Here is a 21523-nt window from a genome sequence, read left to right as displayed (position 1 = left end):
GGTCCGTTGGGGTGGGGTGTTCGAAGATCAATAGGTCGAAGGCGGTGGGTCGGGAATACGGTGTCGGTCATGGACGCGTTCACGCCTCAGCCACGGCCCTGTTGGATTGCTGGTCACGCCGAGCAGGGCGTCTCAGCCACTGTGGTCCACCACCCGTTCGACGGGACCGAGGTGGCGTCGGTGGCGGTGCCCGGGCCGGAGCAGGTGGAGCGGGCCGTGGCCGCGGCGGCGGGGGTGGCGAAGGAGTTCCGGCGGATGCCCGCGCACGTGCGGGCGGCGGCGTTGTCGCGGGTTTCCCAGGGGTTGGCCGAGCGGGCCGAGGAGATCGCGGAGACGATCACGGCGGAGAACGGCAAGCCGTTGAAGTGGGCCGAGGTCGAGGTGCAGCGGGCGGTGAACACGTTCCGGTTCGCGGCCGAGGAGGCGCGGCGGTTCACCGGTGACCTCCAGCGGTTGGACACGGACGTGAACGGTGAGGGGCGGTTGGCGGTGGTTCGGCGGGTGCCGCGTGGGCCCGTGCTGGCCGTGGCGCCGTTCAACTTCCCGCTGAACCTGGTGGCGCACAAGGTGGCGCCGGCGTTGGCGGTGGGTGCGCCGGTGATCGTGAAGCCCGCGTCGGCGACGCCGTTGTCGGCGTTGTTGTTGGGCGAGCTGCTGGCGGAGACGGACTTGCCCGAGGGCGCGTTCTCCGTGCTGCCGGTGCGCGGGTCGGACATGAAGGCGCTGGTCACGGACGAGCGGTTGCCCGTCATCTCGTTCACCGGGTCGACCGCGGTGGGCTGGTCCCTGATGGACTCCGCGCCGCGCAAGCACGTGGTGATGGAGCTGGGGTCCAACTCGGCGGCGATCGTGTGCCCGGACTGGACCGACCTGGACTTCGCGGCGTCGAGGATCGCCACGTTCGGCAACTACCAGGGCGGGCAGTCGTGCATCGCGGTGCAGCGGGTGCTGGTGCACCGGGACGTGGCCGCGGAGTTCGTGCCGAAGCTGGTGGAGGCGGTGCGGGGGTTGAAGACCGGAGACCCGCACGACCCCGAGGTGGAGGTCGGGCCGTTGATCGACGAGGACAACGCGCGGCGGGTCGAGGAGTGGGTGGCGGAAGCGGTGGCGGGCGGCGGCGTGCTGCACGTCGGTGGCGGGCGGTCGGGGACGTCGGTGGAGCCCACCGTGGTGCAGGACGTGCCGGTGGAGGCGAGGTTGTGGCACCAGGAGGTGTTCGGGCCGGTGCTGGCGGTGGCCGTGGTCGACTCGGTGGCGGAGGCCTTCGAGCAGGCCAACGCGACGGAGTACGGGTTGCAGGCCGGTGTCTTCACGCGTGACGTCACGGTGGCGTTCGAGGCGGCGGCGGAGTTGGAGGTCGGTGGGGTGATCATCGGCGACGTGCCGTCCTACCGGGCCGACCAGATGCCCTACGGCGGGGTGAAGGGGTCGGGCACCGGGCGGGAAGGGGTGCGGTCGGCGATGGAGGACTTCACCGAGGAGCGCACGCTGGTGCTCACCGGCGTCACTCTTTGAGAGCACCCCTGGCGAGCATCAGCAGGCCGTTGACCAGGTCCTCGGTGCCGGAGCCGGTGGCGAGGGCGCGCAGTTTGAGGCCCATCACCATGCCGACCACGGCACTGGCGACCTGGTCGGCGTCCTTCACCCCGATGGACGCCAGGACCGTCTCGGCGAGCTTGTCGTAGGCCGCGAAGCACTCGGCGGCGGCGGCGCGCAGTTCCGGGTCGCGGCCGGCGTGCAGGTAGAGCTCGTAGGGCGCGATCCGCTCGCTGTCGGTGCCGGTCGCCTCGGCGACCTGGCCGACGATCTCGACCACCTGGGCCAGGTCGGCGCACTCGGTGTCGTTCTGGGTCGCCAGTTCGCCGAAGCGCCTGGTCTCCTCGGTGACGAAGTGCCGCAGGCTCTCCCGCAGCAGGTCCTGCTGGGTGGCGAAGTGGTAGGTGACGGAACCGAGCGAGACGCCCGCCTCCTGCGCGATGCGCCGGTTGGTCACGCCCGCGACACCGTCGTCACCGATGATCCGCAGCACGGCCCCGATGATCCGCTGCCTGGTCGTCATGTCGTTCATTCTCCGCCATGGGACGTGTGGGTTGATCCGCGATACTGTTCGTTCGAACGAACAGTATCGGAGGGCACATGCGGGTCTCGGGATCGACCGTGTTGGTGACCGGCGCGACGGGAGGGATCGGGCACTCCATCGCGCGCGAGTTGGCCGGACGTGGGGCGAAGGTGGTGCTGACCGGGCGGAAGGTCGCCGAGCTCGAGCGGCTGGCCGAGCAGGTCGGTGGGCGCGCCGTGGCGGCCGACCTGGCCGATCCGGACGGGGTGGCGCGGTTGGCCGCCGAGGTCGGGGCGGTGGACGTGCTGGTCGCCAACGCGGCACTGCCGGCCAACGGGGCGCTGGCGGACTTCACCGCGGAGCAGGTGAAGCGAGCGCTGGCGGTGAACCTGGAGGCGCCGATCGAGTTGGCCCGGGTGCTGGTGCCGTCGATGGTGGCGGCGGGGCGCGGGCACGTGGTGCTCATCGGGTCGTTGGCGGGCAAGGTGGCGTCGGCCTACGCCTCGCTCTACAACGCGACGAAGTTCGGGCTGCGCGGCTTCGCGCTGGGGTTGCGGGAGGAGCTGCACGGCACCGGGGTGGGCGTGTCGATCGTGCAGCCCGGGTTCGTGCGGGACGCCGGGATGTTCGCCGACACGGGCGCGAAGCCGCCGGCCGGGATGCGGACCGTGTCACCGGAGCAGGTCGCGGCCGGGGTGGTGAAGGCGATCGAGGACGACCGGGCGGAGGTGAACGTGGCTCCGCCGGAGCTGCGGGCGGCCGGCGTGCTCGGTGGCGCGTTCCCGGCGTTCTCGTCGGGGTTGCAGCGCAGGCTGTCGAACGACGAGGTGATGCGGCGGATGAGCGCGGCGAACCGGGGGAAGCGATGACCGGCGCCGTGATCCCGCACCCGAAGTGGCGGGTGCCGTTCCTGGGTGACGTGCTCGGCACCAACCCGCGCACGCCGGTGCAGGACACGATGCGGTTGGGGCGGGAGCTCGGGCCCATCTTCACCCGGCGGTTCCTGGACCAGGAGATCGTGTTCGTGGGCGGCGCCGGGTTGGCCGCGGAGCTGGCCGACGAGTCGCGGTTCGCCAAGCACCTGGCGCTGGGCGTGGAGGCGTTGCGGGACGTGGGCGGTGACGGGCTGTTCACCGCGTACAACGAGGAGCCGAACTGGAAGGCGGCGCACGACGTGCTGCTGCCGGCGTTCACGCAGAGCGCCATGCGCGCCTACCACCCGACGATGGTGGACGTGACCGCGCAGCTGGTCGAGCGGTGGGACCGGGGTGGGACCGTCGACGTCTCCGCCGACATGACCAAGCTGACGCTGGAGACCATCGGGCGGGTCGGGTTCGGGTACTCGTTCGAGTCGTTCTCCCGGACCGAGACCCACCCGTTCGTGCGGGCGATGATCGGCTCGTTGCGGTACGCGCAGCGCAAGAACTTCGTGCTGCCGCTGGTGGGCAGGCTGTTCGGACGTGCGGCGGAGGAGCGCTACCAGCGCGACCTGGCCTACCTGGCCGAGGTGGTGGACGAGGTGGTCCGGGCGCGGCGGGGCTCGGGCGGGTCGGACCTGCTCGGGTTGATGCTGTCCTCGGGCGGGCTGGACGAGGTGAACATCCGCAACCAGGTGATCACCTTCCTGATCGCGGGCCACGAGACGACGTCCGGTGCGCTGTCGTTCGCGCTGTACTACCTGTCGCGGCACCCCGAGGTGGTCGAGAAGGCGCGCGCCGAGATCGACGCGGTGTGGGGCTCGGCGGACGTCCCGGAGTTCGAGCAGGTCACGAAGCTGCGGTACGTGCGGCGGGTGCTGGACGAGGCGCTGCGGCTGTGGCCGACGGCGCCGGGGTTCGCGCGGGAGGCGCGGTCGGACACCGTGCTCGGCGGGCGGTACCCGATGCGGGCCGGGCAGTGGGCGTTGGTGCTGCTGCCGCTGGTGCACCGGGATCCGTCGGTGTGGGCGTCGCCGGAGGAGTTCGACCCGGACCGGTTCGAGCCGGCGCGGGTGAAGGCGCGGCCGGCGCACGTGTACAAGCCGTTCGGGACCGGGGAGCGGGCTTGCATCGGACGGCAGTTCGCGGTGCACGAGGCGACGTTGGCGCTGGCCACGGTGCTGCGGCGGTACGACCTGGCGGCGTCGGACGACTACCGGTTGCGGGTGGCGGAGATGCTGACGTTGAAGCCGGCGGGGTTCACGGTGACGCCTCGGCGGCGGTGAAGCCCTTGGCGCGGCGGAGGGCTTCGGTGAGGTCGGTGGCCACCGCGGCGGTGTGACCGTCGGGGCGGACCAGGGCGTCGCCCTCGACGGTGAAGCCGGGGCCGTAGCGGTGGCTGTCGGGGCGGAGTTCGCCGTCGCCGTTGGTGGTCAGGGGCGAGTCGCGGTAGGCGAAGGGCTCGAAGAGCTTGCCGGAGTCGATCCGGTCGGTCAGGCCGTTCGCCAGGACGTGGTGGCGGTACGCGCGTTCGGCCTCGGTTCGCGGCACCAGGAAGCGCATGGTGGCACCGGTGACGCGGAGGTTCTCGTCCGCGGCGGCGGCGCGTTCCCGGTGGTAGGAGTCGAGGAGGTGCGGGCCCGCGTCGCCCGCCCGGTCGAGGGCGATCTTCCACGCGGCGTTGTCGGCGTCGCAGATCCCCGAGTTCAGGCCCCTGGCGCCGAACGGGCTCATCACGTGCGCGGCGTCGCCCGCCAGCAGGAGGTCGCCGACGCGGAAGCTCGTCGCCCGGCGTTGGTGGAAGCGGTAGGTGGACTGCCAGAGCACCTCGTACGGGCGGTCGCCGGTGACGGCCCGGATGTGGTCCGCGGTGAGTTCGAAGCCCTCGGGCACCTGCCAGTCGATGCGGTGGACGCCGTCGGGTTGCGGGTGCACGAGGACCTGGCGGCCGGGGATGCCCAGGAGACCCAGCAGCGGCGGGTCGAAGTGGAACCGCCGCTCCGGCTCGGGGTGGCCCAGGTCGACCCGGACGTCGGCGATGACGAACCGGTCGGTGGACGAGTAGCCCTCGAACGGGATGCCGAGCAGGTCGCGGACGGTGGAGTGGGCGCCGTCGGCGGCGACGCAGTGCGTGCCCTCGAAGGTGCCGCGGGTGGTGTGGACGGTGATCGGGTCGGTCCGGACGCGCTCGACCCGGTGGCCGTAGCGGAGGTCGACAAGGGGGTTGGCCAGGGCTTTCGCGTGCAGTATGCGTTCCACGGTCGTTTGGGGGGTGTTGACGAAGGGCGGGAAGCCGCCTTCGGCGTGCGGGAGTTCGAGGGTGAGCACCTCGCGGTCGCGGTAGTAGGTCCGGCCCCGGTACCAGGTGACGCCCGCGTCCACGACGGCTTGGCCGACGCCGACGCGTTCGAGGATGTTCAGCACGTCCCGGTGGACGCAGAGGGAACGGCTGCCGATCGCTTCGGGGCGGGCGGAGGCTTCCAGGACGGTCGTCGGCACGCCCGCGCGGGCCAGCAGGAGCGCGGCGGTCAGGCCCACCGGACCCGCGCCGACCACCAGCACCGGTGTCATCGCTCGGCCGAGGTCATTGCAGGGCCGCCCACACCTCGCGGTCCCGCTCGGCGGTCCAGATCCGGGGCCAGTCCACGCCGTCGCACTCGTCCCAGTACCGCTGCACGTCGAACGGGAGGCAGTGCTCGAAGATCGGCCAGCCGCCGTAGCGCGGTGCCAGGGCGCCGTGCGCGGCCTCGAACGCGTCCTTCACCGTGCCGCCGCTCATGTGCACCGTGCCGACGGTGCGGCGCAGCTCGTCCAGGAAGTGCCGCGACTGGGCGATGGCCGCGTCGACCTCGGTCCGGTCGCGGGCGGGCGCGCCGCGTCCGCCGACGAGCTGCTCGGCGCCCAGGGCGGCGACCCGGTCCAGCGTCGACGTGGCCCACTCGTCGTGGAACGCGTCGCCGGTGTAGAGGGCGGCCCGCGATTCGACCAGGTCACCGGCGAACAGGATGCGCTGGTGCGGCAGCCAGGCCACGATGTCGCCCGCGGTGTGGCCGCGGCCGCAGAAGCGCAGCTCCACCTCGCCCCGGTCACCGCCGAGCGGGATGGTGAGGCGGTCGGAGAACGTGACCGTCGGCCAGGTGAGGCCGGGGATGCCCGCGGGCTCCTCGAACAGCCGGGGCATCCGGCCGTACTCGCTGAGCCAGTCCTGCCTGCCGCGTTCGGCGATCAACGCCCTGGTGTTCTCGTGCGCGATGACCTCGGCGGCGTCGAACGCGCTCGCACCCAGCGTGCGGACCGCGTGGTAGTGGCTCAGCACCAGGTGGCGGACGGGTTTGTCGGTGCGCTCGCGGAGCAGGTCGAGCCAGCGGCGGGCGGCCTTCGGCGTGGCGCGGGCCTCGATGCAGACCAGGAAGTCCTCGCCCTCGATCGCGCCGACGTTCGGGTCGCCTCCGGCGGTGAGGGTGTAGACGCCGTCGGCGAGTTCGACGAACCGCTCGTCCCGGGGTTCGAGGTCGGCGCTGGACGCGAACGGCTTCGTGGCCACACGACCCACCATAGGGCGATCAGGTCGACTTGACCTCCACGATCGGCAGCCGCAGCGCGCCGGGCGCCTCGGCCGGGACGGCGGGGTTCTTCGGCGCCACCGGTGCGACCCGCCGGTAGCCCGCGGCCTGCTCCGGGCGCCGGTCCGGCTCGCCCTTGTTGGGCCACACCGAGAACGCGCGCTCGGCCTGCGCGGTGATGGTGAGCGACGGGTTCACGCCCAGGTTCGCCGAGATCGCCGCGCCGTCCACCACGGACAGGCCCGGGTAGCCGTAGACCCGGTGGTAGGGGTCGATGACGCCGCTCTCCGGGTCGGAGCCGATCGGGCAGCCGCCGATGAAGTGCGCGGTCAGGGGGATGTTGAACAGCTCGCCCCAGGTGCCGCCCGGGATGCCGTCGATGTGCTCGGCCGCGCGCACGTTCGCCTCGTGACCGGCCTCGATGAACGTCGGGTTCGGCTGGCCGTGCCCCTGCTTCGAGGTGAGCTTGCGGCCGAACAGGCCCTTCTTGGTGAACGTGGTGATGGAGTTGTCCAGGCTCTGCATCACCAGCAGGATCACCGTCCGCTCGCTCCACCGGTGCACCGACATGAGCCGGGCCAGCCGCAGCGGGTGGCGGACCGCCTGGGACAGGAACTGCAGGATGCGCGGCGTGGACTTCGCGCCGTCGGTGGCCAGCGTCTGGAGCAGCCCCATGGCGTTGCTGCCCTTGCCGTAGCGCACCGGCTCGATGTGGGTCTGCTCGTCCGGGTGGATGGACGACGTGATCGCCACGCCCTGGCTGAAGTTGCGCTCCTCGTCCACGGTGAACCGGGCCGCGCCGATGATCGACTCGGAGTTCGTCCTGGTCAGCTCGCCGAGCTTGGGCGAGAGCCGCGGCAGCGCGCCGTCGGCCTTCATCCGGTGCAGCAGCTGCTGGGTGCCCCACGTGCCCGCGGCCAGCACGACCTGGCCCGCGGTGATCGTGCGACGGCCCTTGCGCAGCTTGCCGCCGGTCCGCCGGGTGCCGACCGCCCACGTGCCGTCCGGCGCCTGGCGCAGGTCGGTGACGGTGGTCAGCGGCAGCACCCGCGCGCCGTTGCGCTCGGCCAGGTAGAGGTAGTTCTTGACCAGGGTGTTCTTCGCGCCGACCCGGCAGCCGGACATGCACGCGCCGCACTGCGTGCAGCCGGTCCGGCTCGGGCCCGCGCCGCCGAAGTACGGGTCCTCGGCGCGCTTGCCCGGCTCGCCGAAGAACACGCCGACCGGTGTCGGGTGGTAGCTGTCGGCGACGCCCATGTCCTCGGCGACGCGTTGCATCACCACGTCCGACGGCGTGGTGGTCGGGTTCTCCACCACGCCCAGCATCCGGCTCGCCTGGTCGTAGAACGGGGCGAGCTCGGCCTCCCAGTCGGTGATGTGCGCCCACTGCCGGTCGGAGTAGAACGGCTTGAGCGGCCGGTAGAGCGTGTTCGCGTACACCAGCGACCCGCCGCCGACGCCCGACCCGGCCAGGATCATCACGCTGCGCAGGGCGTGGATGCGCTGGATGCCGTAGCAGCCCAGCGCCGGGGCCCACAGGTAGCGCCGCAGGTCCCAGGACGTCTCGGCGAACTCGTCGTCGGCGAACCGGCGGCCGGCCTCGATGACGGCCACCCGGTAGCCCTTCTCGGTGAGCCGGAGCGCGGCGACGCTGCCGCCGAAGCCCGACCCCACCACCACGACGTCGTAGTCGGTGTTGTTACCGGCGAGTTCACCCATGCCTGGCAGATTAGGCGTAACTTCCGGTAACAGGCTAGTGCTCGTTCCGCCGGGGCGTCGGAGAGCGCGAAAAAGCCCCCGCCTGGAGCAGGGGCTTGATCGGGTGCCTGCTAGCCCCTGATGGTGAGGCCGACCTTCTGGAACTCCTTCAGGTCCGAGTAGCCGGTCTTGGCCATCGCCCGGCGCAGCGAGCCGAACAGGTTCGTCACGCCGCGCGGGTCGACCGACGGGCCGAACAGCAGCTTGCGCAGGTCCACGACCTGGTCCACGCCGGTCGACACGTGGCTGCGGGGCACCGACGGGTGGGCCGACGCGGCGGTCCAGTACAGGCCCTGGCCCGGCGCCTCGGACGCCGCCGCCAGCGGCTCGCCCAGCATCACCGCGTCCGCGCCGCAGGCGATCGACTTCGCGATGTCACCGCTGGTCAGCGCGCCGCCGTCGGCGATCACGTGCACGTACCGGCCACCGGTCTCGTCCAGGTAGTCCCGTCGGGCCGCGGCGGCGTCGGCGATGGCGGTGGCCATCGGCACGCCGATGCCGAGCACCGAGTCGGTCGTGGTCACGCCCGGCGTGTAGCCGTAGCCGACGATCACGCCCGCCGCGCCCGTGCGCATCAGGTGCATCGCGGTCCGGTAGTCGCCGACGCCACCCGCGACCACCGGGATGTCGAGGTCCGCGATGAACGACTTCAGGTTCAGCGGCTCGCCGTCGCGGGAGACGTGCTCGGCGGAGATGATCGTGCCCTGCACGACCAGGATCTCCACGCCGGCCGCCAGCAGGTCCGGGGTCAGCTCGGCCGCCCGCTGCGGGCTGACCCGCACCGCGACCGTGACGCCGGACTCGCGCACCTGCTTGATGGCCTCGGCGATCAGGTCCATCCGCACCGGCTCGGCGTGCAGCTCCTGGAGCACCCGGACCGGCGCGGCCGGGTCGTCGGTGTCCTCCACGGCCTGCACCAGCCGGAACAGGGCCTCTTCCACGTCACCGTGCCGAGCCCACAGGCCCTCCGCGTTGAGGACGCCCAACCCGCCAAGCTCGCCGATCGCGACCGCCGTGCCCGGCGACACGATCGCGTCCGTCGGGTGGGTGATCAGCGGGATCTCGAACCGGTAGGCGTCGATCTGCCACGCCGTCGAGACGTCCTTCGAGGACCGGGTCCTCCGGGACGGGATGATCTCGAGGTCGTCCAGCTCGTAGGCCCGCCTCGCGGTCCGGCCCATGCCGATCTCGACCAGATCGCGCACCTTTGTCGTCCTTCCGTGGAGCTGATGAACCTGGGGTTGCCGGCGGAACCTGGGAACACTAGCCCAGGACGATCCGATTCAGCGGGTCGTGTAGTTCGGTGCTTCGACGGTCATGGTGATGTCGTGCGGGTGGCTCTCCTTGAGCCCGGCCGCCGTGATCCGCACCAGCTGCTTCTGCTGGAGGTCGGCGACGGACCTGGAGCCGGTGTACCCCATGGCCGCGCGCAGGCCGCCCACCAGCTGGTGCACCACCGTCGACAAGGGCCCGCGGAACGGCGTGCGGCCCTCGATGCCCTCGGGCACCAGCTTGTCCTCGGACAGCACGTCGTCCTGGAAGTAGCGGTCCTTCGAGTACGACTTGCCCTCGCCGCGGCCCTGGAGCGCGGCCAGCGAGCCCATGCCCCGGTAGGTCTTGAACTGCTTGCCGTTGACCAGCACCAGCTCGCCCGGCGCCTCGGCCGTGCCCGCCAGCAGGCTGCCGAGCATGACCGCGCTCGCACCGGCCGCGATGGCCTTGGCGATGTCGCCCGAGTACTGGATGCCGCCGTCGCCGATCACCGGCACGCCCGCGGGCGCGCAGGCCAGGCCGGCCTCGTAGATCGCGGTGATCTGCGGCACGCCGACGCCCGCGACCACGCGCGTGGTGCAGATCGAGCCGGGGCCGACGCCGACCTTCACGCCGTCCGCGCCCGCGTCCACCAGCGCCTGGGCGCCCGCGCGGGTGGCGACGTTGCCGCCGACCACGTCGACCTCCTCGCCCAGCTCCTTCTTCACCCGGGCGACCATCTCCAGCACGTTGCGCTGGTGGCCGTGCGCGGTGTCGACCATGATCACGTCGACGCCTGCCTCGGCCAGCGCCATCGCCCGCGCGAAGCTGTCCTCGCCGACGCCGATCGCGGCGGCGCACAGCAGCCTGCCGTCCGGGTCCTTCGAGGCGTTCGGGTACTGCTCGGTCTTGACGAAGTCCTTGACCGTGATCAGGCCGCGCAGCTTGCCGTCACCGTCCACGATCGGCAGCTTCTCCACCTTGTGCCTGCGCAGCAGGCCCAGCGCGGCCTCCGCGGACACACCGACCTGGGCGGTGACCAGCGGGCCCTTCGTCATCACCTCGCTGACCTTGCGCGAGTGGTCGACCTCGAACCGCATGTCGCGGTTGGTGATGATGCCGACGAGCTTGCCGCTGGTGTCGGTGACCGGCACACCGGAGATCCGGTAGCGCGCGCACAGCTCGTCCACGTGGCGGATCGTGTCGTCCGGGGTGCACGTGACGGGGTCGCTCACCATGCCCGCCTCGGACCGCTTCACGGTCTCGACCTGGCGGGCCTGCTCCTCCAGCGACAGGTTGCGGTGCAGCACACCGATGCCACCCTGGCGGGCCATCGAGATGGCCATCCGCCCCTCGGTCACGGTGTCCATCGCGGCCGAGGCCAGCGGGACGCGCAGGGTGATGTTGCGCGAGAGCTTGGTGCTGGTGTCCACGCCGCTCGGCACGATCTCGGACTCGGCGGGCAGCAGCAGTACGTCGTCGAAGGTCAGTCCCAGCATGGCGAACTTGGGCGGGACTCCGTCAGCGTTGAGCTCGCTGGTCATGGCGGCTGGCTTGCCTTCCGTCGTGCGGCGATCCCGCCGCCGCGAATCGGTTCCACGCAGCGGCGATGGGTTCAGGTCATGGTATCTGGACGTGGTCGGGGGTCCGCCCGGTACCGTGCGGGGTCGTGCCGCACGACGCGTTGCCACCAGACCCGTTCGCGGGCGACCCGGAGGACCCGGCCCGGGTGCTCGGCGAACCCGACCACGACCACCCGCCGATGGACGACGCCGAGCGGGCCGAGCTGATCGGCGACCTCAGCGACCTCGCCGTGTACCAGGCCCTCCTGGATCCCCGTGGTGTCAGAGGGATCGTGGTGGACTGCGGCGAGTGCGAGGAGCCGCACTACCACGACTGGGCGCTGCTGCGGTCGAGCCTGGAGCAGCTGCTGTCCGACGGCCGGATGCGCCCGCACGAGCCCGCGTACGACCCGGACCCGGCGGCCTACGTCAGCTGGGAGTACTGCCGCGGCTACGCCGACGGGGTCACCGCGACCGAGAGCGCCCGCTGAAGATGTGACGAAGCCCGCCCCCGGTACGAGGGCGGGCTTCGTCACACGCGCGTTCGGCGGCGTCAGTTCTCCGGCGTCTGCCGGCTGCCGTCGGAGGTGTCCGGGACCGACTCGCCCCGGGTCTCGCCGGCCGGCGACTCCCCCGAGGTGGGCGGCGGCGGCTGCGCCGTGCCGTCCGTGGTCGGGACCGTCGTCGTGGTGGTCGTCGGCACGGTCGTCGTGGTCGGCTCCGGCGTCGTCGACAACGTGGGCGACGGCACGCTGGCCGAGGTCGACGGCAACGCGTGCGTCGTGGACGGGTCGACGGTCGTCGGCGTGTTCGGCGACGGCGTGGTGCTGGTCAGCTCCTGGAGGAGCGACTCGTGCTTCTGGGCCAGGTCGTCCTTGCCGTCGTCCGGCGAGACCGACGGCAGGATCTCGCCCGCCGCGATCAGCGCGTCGCGCGCCTCGCTGTACCGGCCGTCGCGCAGTGCGGCACGGGCGGTGTCGAGGTCGTCGCGAACCGCGACGGCGGCTTCCACCGACCGCGCGTGCTCGGAGTAGAGGACCCTGGTCAGGCCCCAGAGCGCGTCGCCCGGCTGGGCGTCCCGCGCGACCAGGCTCATCCCGGTGAACGCGATCGCCAGCACCGCGGCGGCGGTCGCGAGGGGGATGAGGAAGCGGTGCCTGCCCTGCGGCTGGGGGCGGGCGGCGGCGATCGTGGCCACCGCGGTCTCGGTGTCGACCAACTCGCCCATCGGGGGGCTGTCGACCTCGTGCCGCCAGGCCAGCAGCAGCGCGTTCAGCTCGTCGTCCACGAGCGACTCGGACGGCTCGCCGTCACGCCCACCCAGCGCGTCCAGCAGCGCGTCGTCAGCTCGGATGCCCGCGAGGTCGTCCTCCGGCCGCACCCCTGTGTCGTCCACCAGGGTGTCTTCAGACTGCGGCGGTCTCTCATCTCGTCCGCGCACGACTTCTCCGTTGCCCTTCTCGTGCTGGTCAGCCACTCAGACCACCTCCTCCGCTGCCAACGTCTTGCGAAGGCGGGCCAGGGCGCGGTGTTGCGCCACCCGTACCGCGCCCGGCGTGGAGCCGACCGCGTCGGCGGTCTCTTCGGCCGACAGGCCGACGACCACGCGAAGCAGCAGGATCTCCCGCTGCTTCTCCGGCAGGACCTTGAGGAGCACCGCCATCCGCTCCGACAGCTCGCCCTGCATGGCGCGCTGTTCGGGGCCGGCCTCCGTCTCGGGGGCGTCAGGGACCTCCGGGACCGGTTCCGACCGGTTCCGGGCTGCGGAGCGATGCGCGTCGGCCACCTTGTGCGCGGCGATCCCGTAGACGAACGCCAAGAACGGCCGACCTTGGTCGCGATAGCTGGGCAAGGCCGTCAGCACCGCGAGACACACCTCCTGGGCCACGTCGTCCGCCGAGGCGAACGACCTCTCCTGCCTTCCGACTCTGGCGCGGCAGTACCGCACCACGAGGGGTCGGATGGATGCCAGGAGCCGCTCGATCGCGAGGCGGTCGCCATCGACGGCTGCGCCCACTTCGGCGTCCAGTCCGTCCCCCAAGTTGGTCATCGCAGACAACTGCCCTGGTGTTACGCGTAGGCGTACCGACAAAGAACAGCACGGGACGATCGACGTCGCCCGTACTGGTGATGCTCACCGTACCGGTCGCGCGGTCGGATGTTCGGCAATGGGGTCGAGATGAGGTCTTTGGACCTCACCTGACCGGCCGACACGCGGTGAACGCACGGCGGCCCGGCGACGGCGTGCGTCACCGGGCCGGGCTGGAGGAGGAGTGCCGGTGCGGCTCGCCTGACGAGCCAGGCGAGCCTGTGCCGCCTGGCGTGACCGACGAGCCCGTGCCCCGAGCCTTGAGTCGTGCGCCGCGGGAGCCCTGGAGCGCTCTGGGCGCCCCGGGGTGTCCCGCGGGTGTCAGGAGACGAGACCGCGCCGGAAGCCGTGCGCGACGGCTTGGGCCCGGTCGCGGACGCCGAGCTTGCGGAACAAGCGCCGGGCGTGCGTCTTCACCGTGTCCTCGGACAGGTAGAGCTCGCGCCCGATCTGCCCGTTGCTCTTGCCCTGGCTCATCCCGCGCAGCACTTGGAGCTCGCGCTCGGTGAGCTGGACGCCCGGGTCCGACGGCTGGCGCGGCGCGGGCACGCTGGTGCTCGCGAGCGTGTGCGCCAGCGCGGCCACCAGCTCGGGACGCGAGGCGTCCCAGCGCAGGTAACCGCGGGCTCCGCCGGCGATCGCGGCGGCGATGCTGCCCGCGTCGTCCGGTGCGCCGAAGACGATGACGTTTGCCTGCGGGTTGGCCGAGACGAGTCGCCGGGTCGCTTCGACCCCGGTCGGGACGGCGCGCTGGGTGCCAACCAGTACGACGTCGACCGGCTGCCGTGAGAACCGAGCCAACAACTCGTCACCGTGCGCTACGCAGTCGATGCGGCTAACCCCTGGGACAGCCGACATCACGCGGGTGAGACTCCCGCACACTGCGCCGGTCGTCGCAAATAAGGACCGTGGTCACGGGGACTCCTTCCTGCAGCCGAGTGACGTTCCACATCCCCTATCGGACGCTAGAGGCCGAACCTTGACACGATCCGGTGCTTAATCCGTCAAGAAGTTCGTCTGAGCGTCTGCGTTCGGGGGTTCCCCGGAACGGAGCAGCGAGGTCGGGATCCACGGCGAGCGGTGCGCGAGCCGACGGGCGGTCGGGTCGGCTCTGCGCAACACGCAGCTCAGAGCGTTTTCCGCGCGTTCCTTCACGTTTTCCGTGCCCGCAATAGTGCGGTCTGCCTGGGCGTTTGCCAGCACAAGCGCCGTCGGCCAGGACAACGAGAAAAGCCCTCGATGGTCAGTGTGATTTAGGTCACACAGTAGCAGACCGACCCCCCGGTCGACGCTTTCGGGTGTCCCCCACACCACCAACGCGGTCCCCAGGACGAGGTCGGACTTGAGGATGTGTCGCGTTGCACCGGCCGCACGGGCGGTCGCCGCGGCCTCCTCGGCCGGGTGCACCGCCTGCTCGGCGTGACCACCGGCCAACGCGATCTCGGCGGCCAGCCACCGGTGCCGCACCCGGCTGCGCCAACCGTGCGGCTCGACGCTCGCGTGCAGTCGCCGCGCCTCGGCGAGCCGACCGGCGCCGATCGCGTCGGCCGCGAGCCCCAGCAGGGCGTCCGCCCGGGCGCCGGCGGGGTCGACGTCGTCCTGGTCGGCACGTCCGCCGTCGGGCGCCATCGCCAACGCCCGGCCGTCGAGCACCCGTGCCGCCGCGTGGCCGCCCAGCTGGCGCCGGTGCGACGCGAGCGTCGACGCCGCCAACGACCCGAACAGCCCACCGCCCGCGATCAACCCGCCGAGCACCGAAGCCGCCGCCGCGTAGTGCCCCTGCCCGCCCAGGACGACCGCCGCCAACCACCGCTCCCGCACCCCACCGGCCAACGCCGCCCACACGTCGGCTTCGGGCCGATCCCCGAACGCCGCCTCCCGCAACTCCGACAACCCGCCCGCCCCCACTCGTGAGCCCACCCACCGAAACCCGCGTGTCCAACCTCCAGAACCCGCGTGTCCTACGTTCGGAACGCGCGTGTCCTACGTCCAGGACACCCGAGTTCAACGCCCAGGTCAGCAGACGGCGCGTTCGACGGCGTCCGCGGCCGAGGCGAGGCTGTTGATCCGCTCCGCGGGCTGCGGCACGACGCCGCGCTCCCAGCCCGGTCCCCCGGCGAACACCCGGACCTGCTGACGCGTCCTCGGCAGCGCCGTCACCACACCCGGATCGGCGTAGCGCGGCAGCTGCGCCCACAGCACCACGGCGGCCGGCGCGGTCCGGCGGACCGCCGAGGCCAGCGCGTCCGCCGGCAGTGCCGCGCCCAGCTGCCGGACACCGACGCCGCGCTGCGCCAGCACCGCCGCCAACGGGTACAGCGGCAGGTCGTGCCGCTCGTCCGGCATGCACGCCAGCAGCACGGGCCGGTGGTTGCGCGGGCTCGTCACGATCGGCGTCGCGCGCACCACGGCGGCCAGCACACAGCCCTCCACCAGGTGCGACACCTCCACGCCCGTCCCCGACTGCTCCCACCTCGCCGCGATCGCGGCCATCACCGGCCGCACCACCTCGTCCCACGTCGCGATCACGCCGTCGGCCTCGATCGCGTCGGCCAGCAGCGCCTGCACCGCCGCCGAGTCCAGCGCCAGCGCCGCCCGGCCCACGCCCCTGGCCCGCCGGTTCGCCGCCTGCAGCTTCAGGCCGCGCCCGCCGGCCGCCGCGGACCCGCCGGCCAGCTCACCGCCGGTCAACGACGGGGGCACGACCGCCAGCGGCGCGCGGGCCTGGCCGGCGAGGGCGTACTTGGCCGCCTCGGCGGACGACGCGCCGCGCAGCAGGGCCCGCTGCATCAGTTCCAGCCGCGCCACGTCCGGCGGCGCGTACTTGCGGTGTCGCCCGGTTGTGTGATCACTGGGTCCGAGGCCGTACCGGCGGTCCCAGGTGCGCAGGGTGGCCGGCGCGACGCCGAGCCTGCGGGCGACGGTGGCCACCGACAGCGTCACCGAATGCGCGGGATCGTCCTCTGCCTCAACGGTTTCCCGTTCACCTTCCGGCACGGTCCCGGTGTGGTCGGGGGGCGTCATCACGCTGACATCGTCCGTTCACCGGACGTCACCGGCAACTCCGGGTTTGAACGCCAATCGATCACCCATCGTATGAATTGCCGGCAAAAGCCCTCCTACCCCCTTGAACAAGTATTGGCGCGGTTCTACGGTGGATCATCGTTAAGCCGAATGGAGCAGTTCTCGTCCATGGGCCAAGGAGGCGGTCTCGATGGCGGACACCCGAAGGCTTCCCGGTCCCAACGCGGATCTGTGGGACTGGCAGATGCGCGGCTCGTGCCGCGGGATGGACAGCGCGTTCTTCTTCCACCCGGACGGGGAGCGCGGACCTGCACGGGCGCGACGGGAGGCACGGGCCAAGGCCGTGTGCCTGTCGTGCCCGGTGCTGGAGATGTGCCGGCGGCACGCCCTGGCGGTCCAAGAGCCCTACGGGATCTGGGGCGGCCTCTCGGAGTCCGAGCGGGACAGCATCATCAAGGCGCGCAAGAGGCAGTTGACGCCTGCCTGAGGCCGGACGCGCGGGAGGGGCGGCACCTCGTGGGTGCCGCCCCTCCCGTTCGCACTGCGAAGCACCGGCCGAAGCCGGTCGCCCGTCAGTGGCCGTGACCGTGCCCGTGACCGGCGCCGCCGGCGGCGGTCTCCTCTTCCTTCTTCTCCACGATGGCGCTCTCGGTGGTGAGCACCATGCGGGCGATGGAAGCGGCGTTGGTGACCGCGGACCGGGTCACCTTCACCGGGTCGATGATCCCGGCTTCGAGCAGGTCGCCGTAGACGAGGGTCGCGGCGTTGAGGCCGAAGCCCCACTCCTGCTCGCGCACCTTGTTCACCACGACCGCGCCTTCGAGACCCGCGTTCGCGGCGATCCAGAACAGCGCCGAGCCCAGGGCCTCGCGGACGATCGCGACACCGGTCGCCTCGTCACCGGACAGGCCGAGGCCGCCGTCGAGCACCTTGGCCGCGTGCACCAGCGCCGAACCGCCGCCGGGCACGATGCCCTCCTCCACTGCCGCCTTGGTCGCGTTCACCGCGTCCTCGATGCGGTGCTTGCGCTCCTTCAGCTCGGTCTCGGTGGCCGCGCCGACCTTGATCACCGCGATGCCGCCGGACAGCTTGGCCAGCCGCTCCTGCAGCTTCTCGCGGTCCCAGTCGGAGTCGGTGGACTCGATCTCGCGGCGCAGCTGCTCCGCGCGACCGGCCACGTCGGCCTTGGTGCCGCCGCCGTCGACGATGGTCGTGTTGTCCTTGGACACGACGACCCGCCGGGCCGAGCCCAGCACGTCGAGGTTGGCCTCGGACAGCTTCAGGCCGACCTCGGCCGCGATGACCTGCGCGCCGGTGACGGTGGCCAGGTCGTCCAGGAACGCCTTGCGGCGGTCGCCGAAGTACGGCGCCTTGACCGCGACCACGCGCAGCGTCTTGCGCAGGGCGTTGACCACCAGGGTGGACAGCGCCTCGCCCTCGACGTCCTCGGCGATGATGACCAGCGGCTTGCCGGACTCGGCGACCTTCTCCAGGATCGGGAGCAGGTCGGCCAGCGCCGAGATCTTCTCGCGGTGCAGCAGGATGCGGGCGTCCTCGAACACCGTCTCCTGGGCTTCGAGGTCGGTGGCGAAGTGCGCCGACACGTAACCCTTGTCGAACTGCACGCCCTCGGTGATGTGCAGCTCGGTGGCCATCGAGGAGGACTCCTCGACGGTGATCACACCGTCCTCGCCCACCTTCTCGATGGCTTCGCCGAGCAGGGCGCCGATGGACTCGTCGCGGGACGAGACGGTGCCGACCTGGGCGATGTTGTCGCGGCCCTTGACCGGGGTGGCCTTGGCCTTGAGGGCGTCCACGACGGCCTCGGCCGCGGCCTGGATGCCGACGCCGAGCGACATCGGGTTCGCGCCGGCCGCGACGTTGCGCAGGCCGACCCGGACCATGGCCTGGGCCAGCACGGTCGCGGTCGTCGTGCCGTCGCCCGCCACGTCGTTGGTCTTGGTGGCGACGCTCTTGGCCAGCTGCGCGCCGAGGTTCTCGAACGCGTCGTCCAGCTCGATCTCACGGGCGATGGTCACGCCGTCGTTGGTGACGGTGGGCCCGCCGAACTTCTTGTCGAGCACGACGTGCCTGCCGCGCGGGCCGAGGGTCACCTTGACCGTGTCCGCGAGCTTGTTCACACCGCGCTCAAGGGCCCGACGAGCGTCCTCGTCGAAGCTGATCTGCTTGGGCATTGCTTACCTCTCTTGATGCGAAACGCCCCGGGAGCCCCGGGGAGGGGTTCGCCGGGGCGTGTTGCGTGTCAGCCGAGCGTCAGTTGATGACGGCCAGCACGTCGCGGGCGGAGAGGATGAGGTACTCCTCGCCGTTGTACTTGACCTCGGTGCCGCCGTACTTGGAGTAGATGACGACGTCGCCGACAGCCACGTCCACGGGGACGCGGTTGCCCTTGTCGTCGATCCGGCCGGGGCCGACCGCGAGGACCTTGCCCTCCTGGGGCTTCTCCTTCGCGGTGTCCGGGATCACGAGGCCGGAAGCGGTCGTGGTCTCGGCCTCGCTGGCCTGGACGACGATCTTGTCCTCGAGCGGCTTGATGTTCACGCTCACCGGGCTGACCTCCACGGTCGTCGAAAGCGTTGGCAGGTTGCGTTTACGGCTCCTGCCACCCCGCCGTCGCGGGGGTCGGGGCGGTTGCTGGTGCCGTGCATCTAGCACTCTACCCATGCGAGTGCCAACGCTTCAACGGCCCCCCGCTACCGGGCGGGTGAAGTCGTCCACTCGTGTAACACCGGCGTTCACCTGGTCGCCAACCTGGTCGGCAACGGTGTCCCGCATGACCACGGTGACCCGACGTTCCCTGCTCATCGGCGGTGCGGCCGGTGTGGCGCTCGCAACCACCGGCGCGGGCTTCGCGAAGCTCGACAACCCGTTCACCCTCGGCGTCGCCTCGGGCGACCCCAGCTCCGACGGCATGGTGCTCTGGACGCGCCTGGCGCCCCGTCCGCTCGACGAGAACGGCCTCGGCGGCATGCCGAACCGGGTCGTCCCGGTGCACTGGGAGCTGGCCGAGGACGAGCGCTTCCGGCGCGTGGTGCGGCGGGGCGTGCGGGTCGCCCGCCCCGAGTCCGCGCACAGCGTGCACGTGGAGACCTTCGGCCTGCGCCCCGGCCGCGAGTACTTCTACCGGTTCCGGGTCGACGGCCACGTCTCCCCCGTCGGCCGCACCCGCACCACGCCCGAGCCGTGGGTGCTGGGACAGGACCTGACCATGTGCTTCGCGTCGTGCTCGCACTTCGGCGAGGGCTACTTCACCGCCTACCGGCGGCTCGCCGAGGACCACCCGGACGTGGTGCTGCACCTGGGCGACTACCAGTACGAGTACGCGGCCAAGGCGGCGGACGTGCGCACCGTGCTCGGCCCGGAGACCCGCACGCTGGCCGACTACCGGCTCCGGCACGCCCAGTACAAGACCGACGAGGACCTCCAGCTCGCGCACGCGGTGGCGCCGTGGCTGGTGATCTGGGACGACCACGAGGTCGAGAACAACTGGGCCGACGAGGTGCCCGAGCAGCCGGACCCGGAGTTCCCCGACCGGCGCGCGGCGGCGTTCCAGGCCTACTACGAGAACATGCCGCTGCGGCGCGGCGCGCGGCCCGACGGCATCGACATGCGGCTGTTCCGGCGGGTCCAGTGGGGCGGGCTGGTCAACTTCCACATGCTCGACACCCGCCAGTACCGCGACGACCAGGCGTGCGGCGACGGCTGGAAGACGTGCACCGAGGCCGGACTGCCCACCCGCACCATCACCGGCGCCGAGCAGGAGGAGTGGCTGCTCGACGGGTTCCGCCGGTCGCGGGCGCGCTGGGACGTGCTCGGCCAGCAGGTGTTCTTCGCCGAGCGCGACCGCAAGGACGGGCCGGAGAAGGAGCTGTCCATGGACTCGTGGGACGGCTACCTGGCCTCCCGCGACCGGATCACCCGCGGCTGGGTGGACGCCAAGGTCCGCAACGCGGTCGTGCTGACCGGTGACGTGCACGCGGCCTACGCCGCCGACATCAAGGCCGACTGGAACGACCCGGCCTCGTCGCGCACCGTCGGCACCGAGCTCGTGTGCACGTCGGTGACCTCCGGTGGCGACGGCAACGACACCGTCGACCAGGTGCAGCTGCGGCTGAACCCGCACATCAAGCTGCACAGCAGGCGGCGCGGGTACGTGCGGACGAAGTTCACCGCGGGCGAGCTGCGGGCCGACTTCCGCGCGCTGCCGTACGTGCGGACGGCCGGGGCCGAGGCCACCACGCTCAAGTCGTTCGTGGTCGAGGACCGCAACCCCGGCCTGCACGCCGTGTGATCAGCCGCATGTGATCGGCCAGGTGTGATCAGCCGGTGTGATCAGCTCCGCAGGACGTTGATCAGGGCGGTCCAGCTGTCCTTGCCGTGCCCCGCCGCGATGGCGCGGTCGTAGAGGGACTGGACCGCCCTGGGCAGCCCGGCGTCGATGCCGGCGGCCTCGCTCGCGCCCACGACGTGCGCCGCGGTGGCGCCCATCATGGTCACGTCGGCGAGGTCGCCGGGGTGCTCGCCCGAGTCGACGTGCCGCACGGTCTCCTCCACGTACATCGACAGGGTGGAGAGGTTGTCGGTGAGGTAGGGCGCGTACCGCTCGGCCGTGAGGCCCGCCGACTTCACCAGCGCGATGCCGTGCAGCATCGCGGCCAGCGAGGTGAGGAAGACGTCGAGCTGCGCCTGGTACAGCAGCTGCGCCAGGGTGTGGTCCTCGCCCACGTGGTCGGGCCTGCCGATCACCGCGAGGGTGCCGGCGTGCCGGTCGAACACCTCGCGCGGGCCGCTGTAGAAGACGTACGCGGCCGGGTGGCCGACCATCTCCGCGTTCGCCATCACGCCGCCGACCAGCAGCTCCGCGCCCCGTTCGGCGAGCCACGCGGCGGCCTTGAGGGTCTTGTCCGGCGTCTCGGAGCTGAGGTTGACCACGACGCGGCCGGCCAGGTCGACGCCGTCGAGGATGTCGTACATGGCGGCGTAGTCGGTGAGGCTGAGGATCAGCAGCCGGTTCGCGGCCACGGCGTCGGCGGCGGTGGCGGCGCGGGTGGCCCCGAGGGCGACGACGCCGTCGGCACGGGAGGCGGTGCGGTTCCAGACCGTGGTGGGGTGGCCGGCGCCGAGGAACTTCGCGACCATGGCCTGGCCCATCGGGCCGAGGCCGATCACGGTCAACGGGGTCTTGTCAGTCATGTGTTCTTCACTCCTTCGTGTGATCTCCACGGTGGCCGGAGGCACGCACGGTTCGCTGCGGGTCCGCTGGGGGTCGCCCGTGCGCG

The 21523-nt window shown here is 71.7% G+C and carries 19 protein-coding genes and 1 pseudogene; 6 read left to right on the top strand and 14 right to left on the bottom strand.

From position 1 onward, the window contains the following. Window positions 1–69 precede the first annotated feature (69 nt). Window positions 70–1515 carry an aldehyde dehydrogenase family protein gene (locus tag AB0K14_RS35060; protein WP_360464388.1) on the top strand — a complete coding sequence of 482 codons (1446 nt, stop codon included), beginning with the start codon at window positions 70–72 and terminating at the stop codon, window positions 1513–1515. On the opposite strand, the gene AB0K14_RS35055 is transcribed toward AB0K14_RS35060, so the two are convergent. After that, complete coding sequence (locus tag AB0K14_RS35055) at window positions 1505–2059, bottom strand: TetR family transcriptional regulator (RefSeq protein ID WP_360464391.1); 555 nt, start codon at window positions 2057–2059, stop codon at window positions 1505–1507. The two genes, AB0K14_RS35060 and AB0K14_RS35055, sit on opposite strands and share 11 nt — an antisense overlap. Before the next feature lie 77 nt (window positions 2060–2136). On the opposite strand from AB0K14_RS35055, the gene AB0K14_RS35050 reads away from it, so the two are divergent. Beyond that, window positions 2137–2928, top strand: a complete 792-nt coding sequence (locus AB0K14_RS35050; RefSeq protein WP_360464394.1) for an SDR family NAD(P)-dependent oxidoreductase — start codon at window positions 2137–2139, stop codon at window positions 2926–2928. Further along, complete coding sequence (locus AB0K14_RS35045; protein ID WP_360464397.1) at window positions 2925–4262, top strand: cytochrome P450; 1338 nt, start codon at window positions 2925–2927, stop codon at window positions 4260–4262. Before AB0K14_RS35050 ends, AB0K14_RS35045 begins: the two co-directional genes overlap by 4 nt. On the opposite strand, the gene AB0K14_RS35040 is transcribed toward AB0K14_RS35045, so the two are convergent. The 5 genes from AB0K14_RS35040 to guaB form a co-directional block, all read right to left on the bottom strand. Then, the gene (locus AB0K14_RS35040) at window positions 4237–5547 is read right to left on the bottom strand and encodes an FAD-dependent monooxygenase (protein ID WP_360464400.1); all 1311 of its coding nucleotides are present in this window, start codon (window positions 5545–5547) and stop codon (window positions 4237–4239) included. The two genes, AB0K14_RS35045 and AB0K14_RS35040, sit on opposite strands and share 26 nt — an antisense overlap. 13 nt (window positions 5548–5560) lie before the next feature. Continuing rightward, on the bottom strand, window positions 5561–6520 hold the full coding sequence (locus tag AB0K14_RS35035) for an MBL fold metallo-hydrolase (protein ID WP_360464403.1): 960 nt from the start codon (window positions 6518–6520) through the stop codon (window positions 5561–5563). A gap of 19 nt (window positions 6521–6539) precedes the next feature. After that, complete coding sequence (locus AB0K14_RS35030; RefSeq protein ID WP_360464405.1) at window positions 6540–8258, bottom strand: GMC family oxidoreductase; 1719 nt, start codon at window positions 8256–8258, stop codon at window positions 6540–6542. Between the two features lie 110 nt (window positions 8259–8368). Further along, entirely contained in the window at window positions 8369–9502 is a 1134-nt protein-coding gene (locus AB0K14_RS35025) for a GuaB3 family IMP dehydrogenase-related protein (protein ID WP_360464408.1), read from the bottom strand. A 78-nt stretch (window positions 9503–9580) separates the two neighbouring features. Next, window positions 9581–11092 (bottom strand): IMP dehydrogenase, encoded by a 1512-nt coding sequence (gene guaB / locus AB0K14_RS35020; protein WP_360464410.1) that lies wholly within the window; start codon window positions 11090–11092, stop codon window positions 9581–9583. 65 nt (window positions 11093–11157) lie between these two features. Here guaB and AB0K14_RS35015 point away from each other — a divergent pair, with 65 nt between their 5' ends. Further along, window positions 11158–11601, top strand: a complete 444-nt coding sequence (locus tag AB0K14_RS35015; RefSeq protein WP_360464412.1) for a DUF5319 domain-containing protein — start codon at window positions 11158–11160, stop codon at window positions 11599–11601. A 62-nt stretch (window positions 11602–11663) separates the two neighbouring features. Here the strand turns inward: AB0K14_RS35015 and AB0K14_RS35010 are convergent, their stop codons facing one another. The 5 genes and pseudogenes from AB0K14_RS35010 to AB0K14_RS34990 all read right to left on the bottom strand — a co-directional run bounded on the left by AB0K14_RS35010 (window position 11664) and on the right by AB0K14_RS34990 (window position 16136). Beyond that, window positions 11664–12506 (bottom strand): anti-sigma-D factor RsdA, encoded by an 843-nt coding sequence (locus AB0K14_RS35010; protein ID WP_360464415.1) that lies wholly within the window; start codon window positions 12504–12506, stop codon window positions 11664–11666. Between the two features lie 81 nt (window positions 12507–12587). Continuing rightward, window positions 12588–13160 (bottom strand): sigma-70 family RNA polymerase sigma factor, encoded by a 573-nt coding sequence (locus AB0K14_RS35005; RefSeq protein ID WP_360464418.1) that lies wholly within the window; start codon window positions 13158–13160, stop codon window positions 12588–12590. Between the two features lie 360 nt (window positions 13161–13520). Continuing rightward, window positions 13521–14115 (bottom strand): annotated as a pseudogene (locus AB0K14_RS35000) (response regulator transcription factor). Window positions 14116–14195: 80 nt separating this feature from the next. Beyond that, window positions 14196–15119 (bottom strand): hypothetical protein, encoded by a 924-nt coding sequence (locus AB0K14_RS34995; RefSeq protein ID WP_360460352.1) that lies wholly within the window; start codon window positions 15117–15119, stop codon window positions 14196–14198. Between the two features lie 96 nt (window positions 15120–15215). Then, window positions 15216–16136 (bottom strand): MerR family transcriptional regulator, encoded by a 921-nt coding sequence (locus tag AB0K14_RS34990; RefSeq protein WP_360460358.1) that lies wholly within the window; start codon window positions 16134–16136, stop codon window positions 15216–15218. Window positions 16137–16413: 277 nt separating this feature from the next. On the opposite strand from AB0K14_RS34990, the gene AB0K14_RS34985 reads away from it, so the two are divergent. Continuing rightward, the gene (locus tag AB0K14_RS34985) at window positions 16414–16710 is read left to right on the top strand and encodes a WhiB family transcriptional regulator (protein ID WP_033428626.1); all 297 of its coding nucleotides are present in this window, start codon (window positions 16414–16416) and stop codon (window positions 16708–16710) included. Between the two features lie 85 nt (window positions 16711–16795). On the opposite strand, the gene groL is transcribed toward AB0K14_RS34985, so the two are convergent. Then, a complete protein-coding gene (groL, locus tag AB0K14_RS34980; protein WP_360460350.1) occupies window positions 16796–18418 on the bottom strand; it encodes a chaperonin GroEL in 1623 nt (540 codons plus the stop codon). Window positions 18419–18497: 79 nt separating this feature from the next. Beyond that, window positions 18498–18791: a co-chaperone GroES gene (groES, locus tag AB0K14_RS34975; RefSeq protein WP_033428811.1), complete on the bottom strand. Its 294-nt coding sequence runs from the start codon at window positions 18789–18791 to the stop codon at window positions 18498–18500. Between the two features lie 226 nt (window positions 18792–19017). Between groES and AB0K14_RS34970 the strand changes: the two genes are divergently transcribed. Continuing rightward, window positions 19018–20535: an alkaline phosphatase D family protein gene (locus AB0K14_RS34970; RefSeq protein WP_360460348.1), complete on the top strand. Its 1518-nt coding sequence runs from the start codon at window positions 19018–19020 to the stop codon at window positions 20533–20535. Between the two features lie 41 nt (window positions 20536–20576). On the opposite strand, the gene AB0K14_RS34965 is transcribed toward AB0K14_RS34970, so the two are convergent. Beyond that, the gene (locus AB0K14_RS34965; protein ID WP_360460346.1) at window positions 20577–21437 is read right to left on the bottom strand and encodes an NAD(P)-binding domain-containing protein; all 861 of its coding nucleotides are present in this window, start codon (window positions 21435–21437) and stop codon (window positions 20577–20579) included. Window positions 21438–21523 lie beyond the last annotated feature (86 nt).

Source organism: Actinosynnema sp. NPDC050801 (assembly GCF_040673975.1).
Classification (GTDB): domain Bacteria; phylum Actinomycetota; class Actinomycetes; order Mycobacteriales; family Pseudonocardiaceae; genus Actinosynnema.
This window is presented reverse-complemented; position numbering and strand designations above follow the sequence as displayed.

Bases quoted from the DNA above. Each gene is read 5' to 3' on its own strand.
- AB0K14_RS34965 (WP_360460346.1), bottom strand. From the start codon at position 21,437: ATGACTGACAAGACCCCGTTGACCGTGATCGGCCTCGGCCCGATGGGC.
- AB0K14_RS35055 (WP_360464391.1), bottom strand. From the start codon at position 2,059: ATGACGACCAGGCAGCGGATCATCGGGGCCGTGCTGCGGATCATCGGT.
- AB0K14_RS35045 (WP_360464397.1), top strand. From the start codon at position 2,925: ATGACCGGCGCCGTGATCCCGCACCCGAAGTGGCGGGTGCCGTTCCTG.
- AB0K14_RS35050 (WP_360464394.1), top strand. From the start codon at position 2,137: ATGCGGGTCTCGGGATCGACCGTGTTGGTGACCGGCGCGACGGGAGGG.
- AB0K14_RS35040 (WP_360464400.1), bottom strand. From the start codon at position 5,547: ATGACACCGGTGCTGGTGGTCGGCGCGGGTCCGGTGGGCCTGACCGCC.
- AB0K14_RS34985 (WP_033428626.1), top strand. From the start codon at position 16,414: ATGGCGGACACCCGAAGGCTTCCCGGTCCCAACGCGGATCTGTGGGAC.
- AB0K14_RS35030 (WP_360464405.1), bottom strand. From the start codon at position 8,258: ATGGGTGAACTCGCCGGTAACAACACCGACTACGACGTCGTGGTGGTG.
- guaB (WP_360464410.1), bottom strand. From the start codon at position 11,092: ATGACCAGCGAGCTCAACGCTGACGGAGTCCCGCCCAAGTTCGCCATG.
- AB0K14_RS35015 (WP_360464412.1), top strand. From the start codon at position 11,158: ATGGGTTCAGGTCATGGTATCTGGACGTGGTCGGGGGTCCGCCCGGTA.
- AB0K14_RS34970 (WP_360460348.1), top strand. From the start codon at position 19,018: ATGACCACGGTGACCCGACGTTCCCTGCTCATCGGCGGTGCGGCCGGT.
- groL (WP_360460350.1), bottom strand. From the start codon at position 18,418: ATGCCCAAGCAGATCAGCTTCGACGAGGACGCTCGTCGGGCCCTTGAG.
- AB0K14_RS35005 (WP_360464418.1), bottom strand. From the start codon at position 13,160: ATGACCAACTTGGGGGACGGACTGGACGCCGAAGTGGGCGCAGCCGTC.
- AB0K14_RS35060 (WP_360464388.1), top strand. From the start codon at position 70: ATGGACGCGTTCACGCCTCAGCCACGGCCCTGTTGGATTGCTGGTCAC.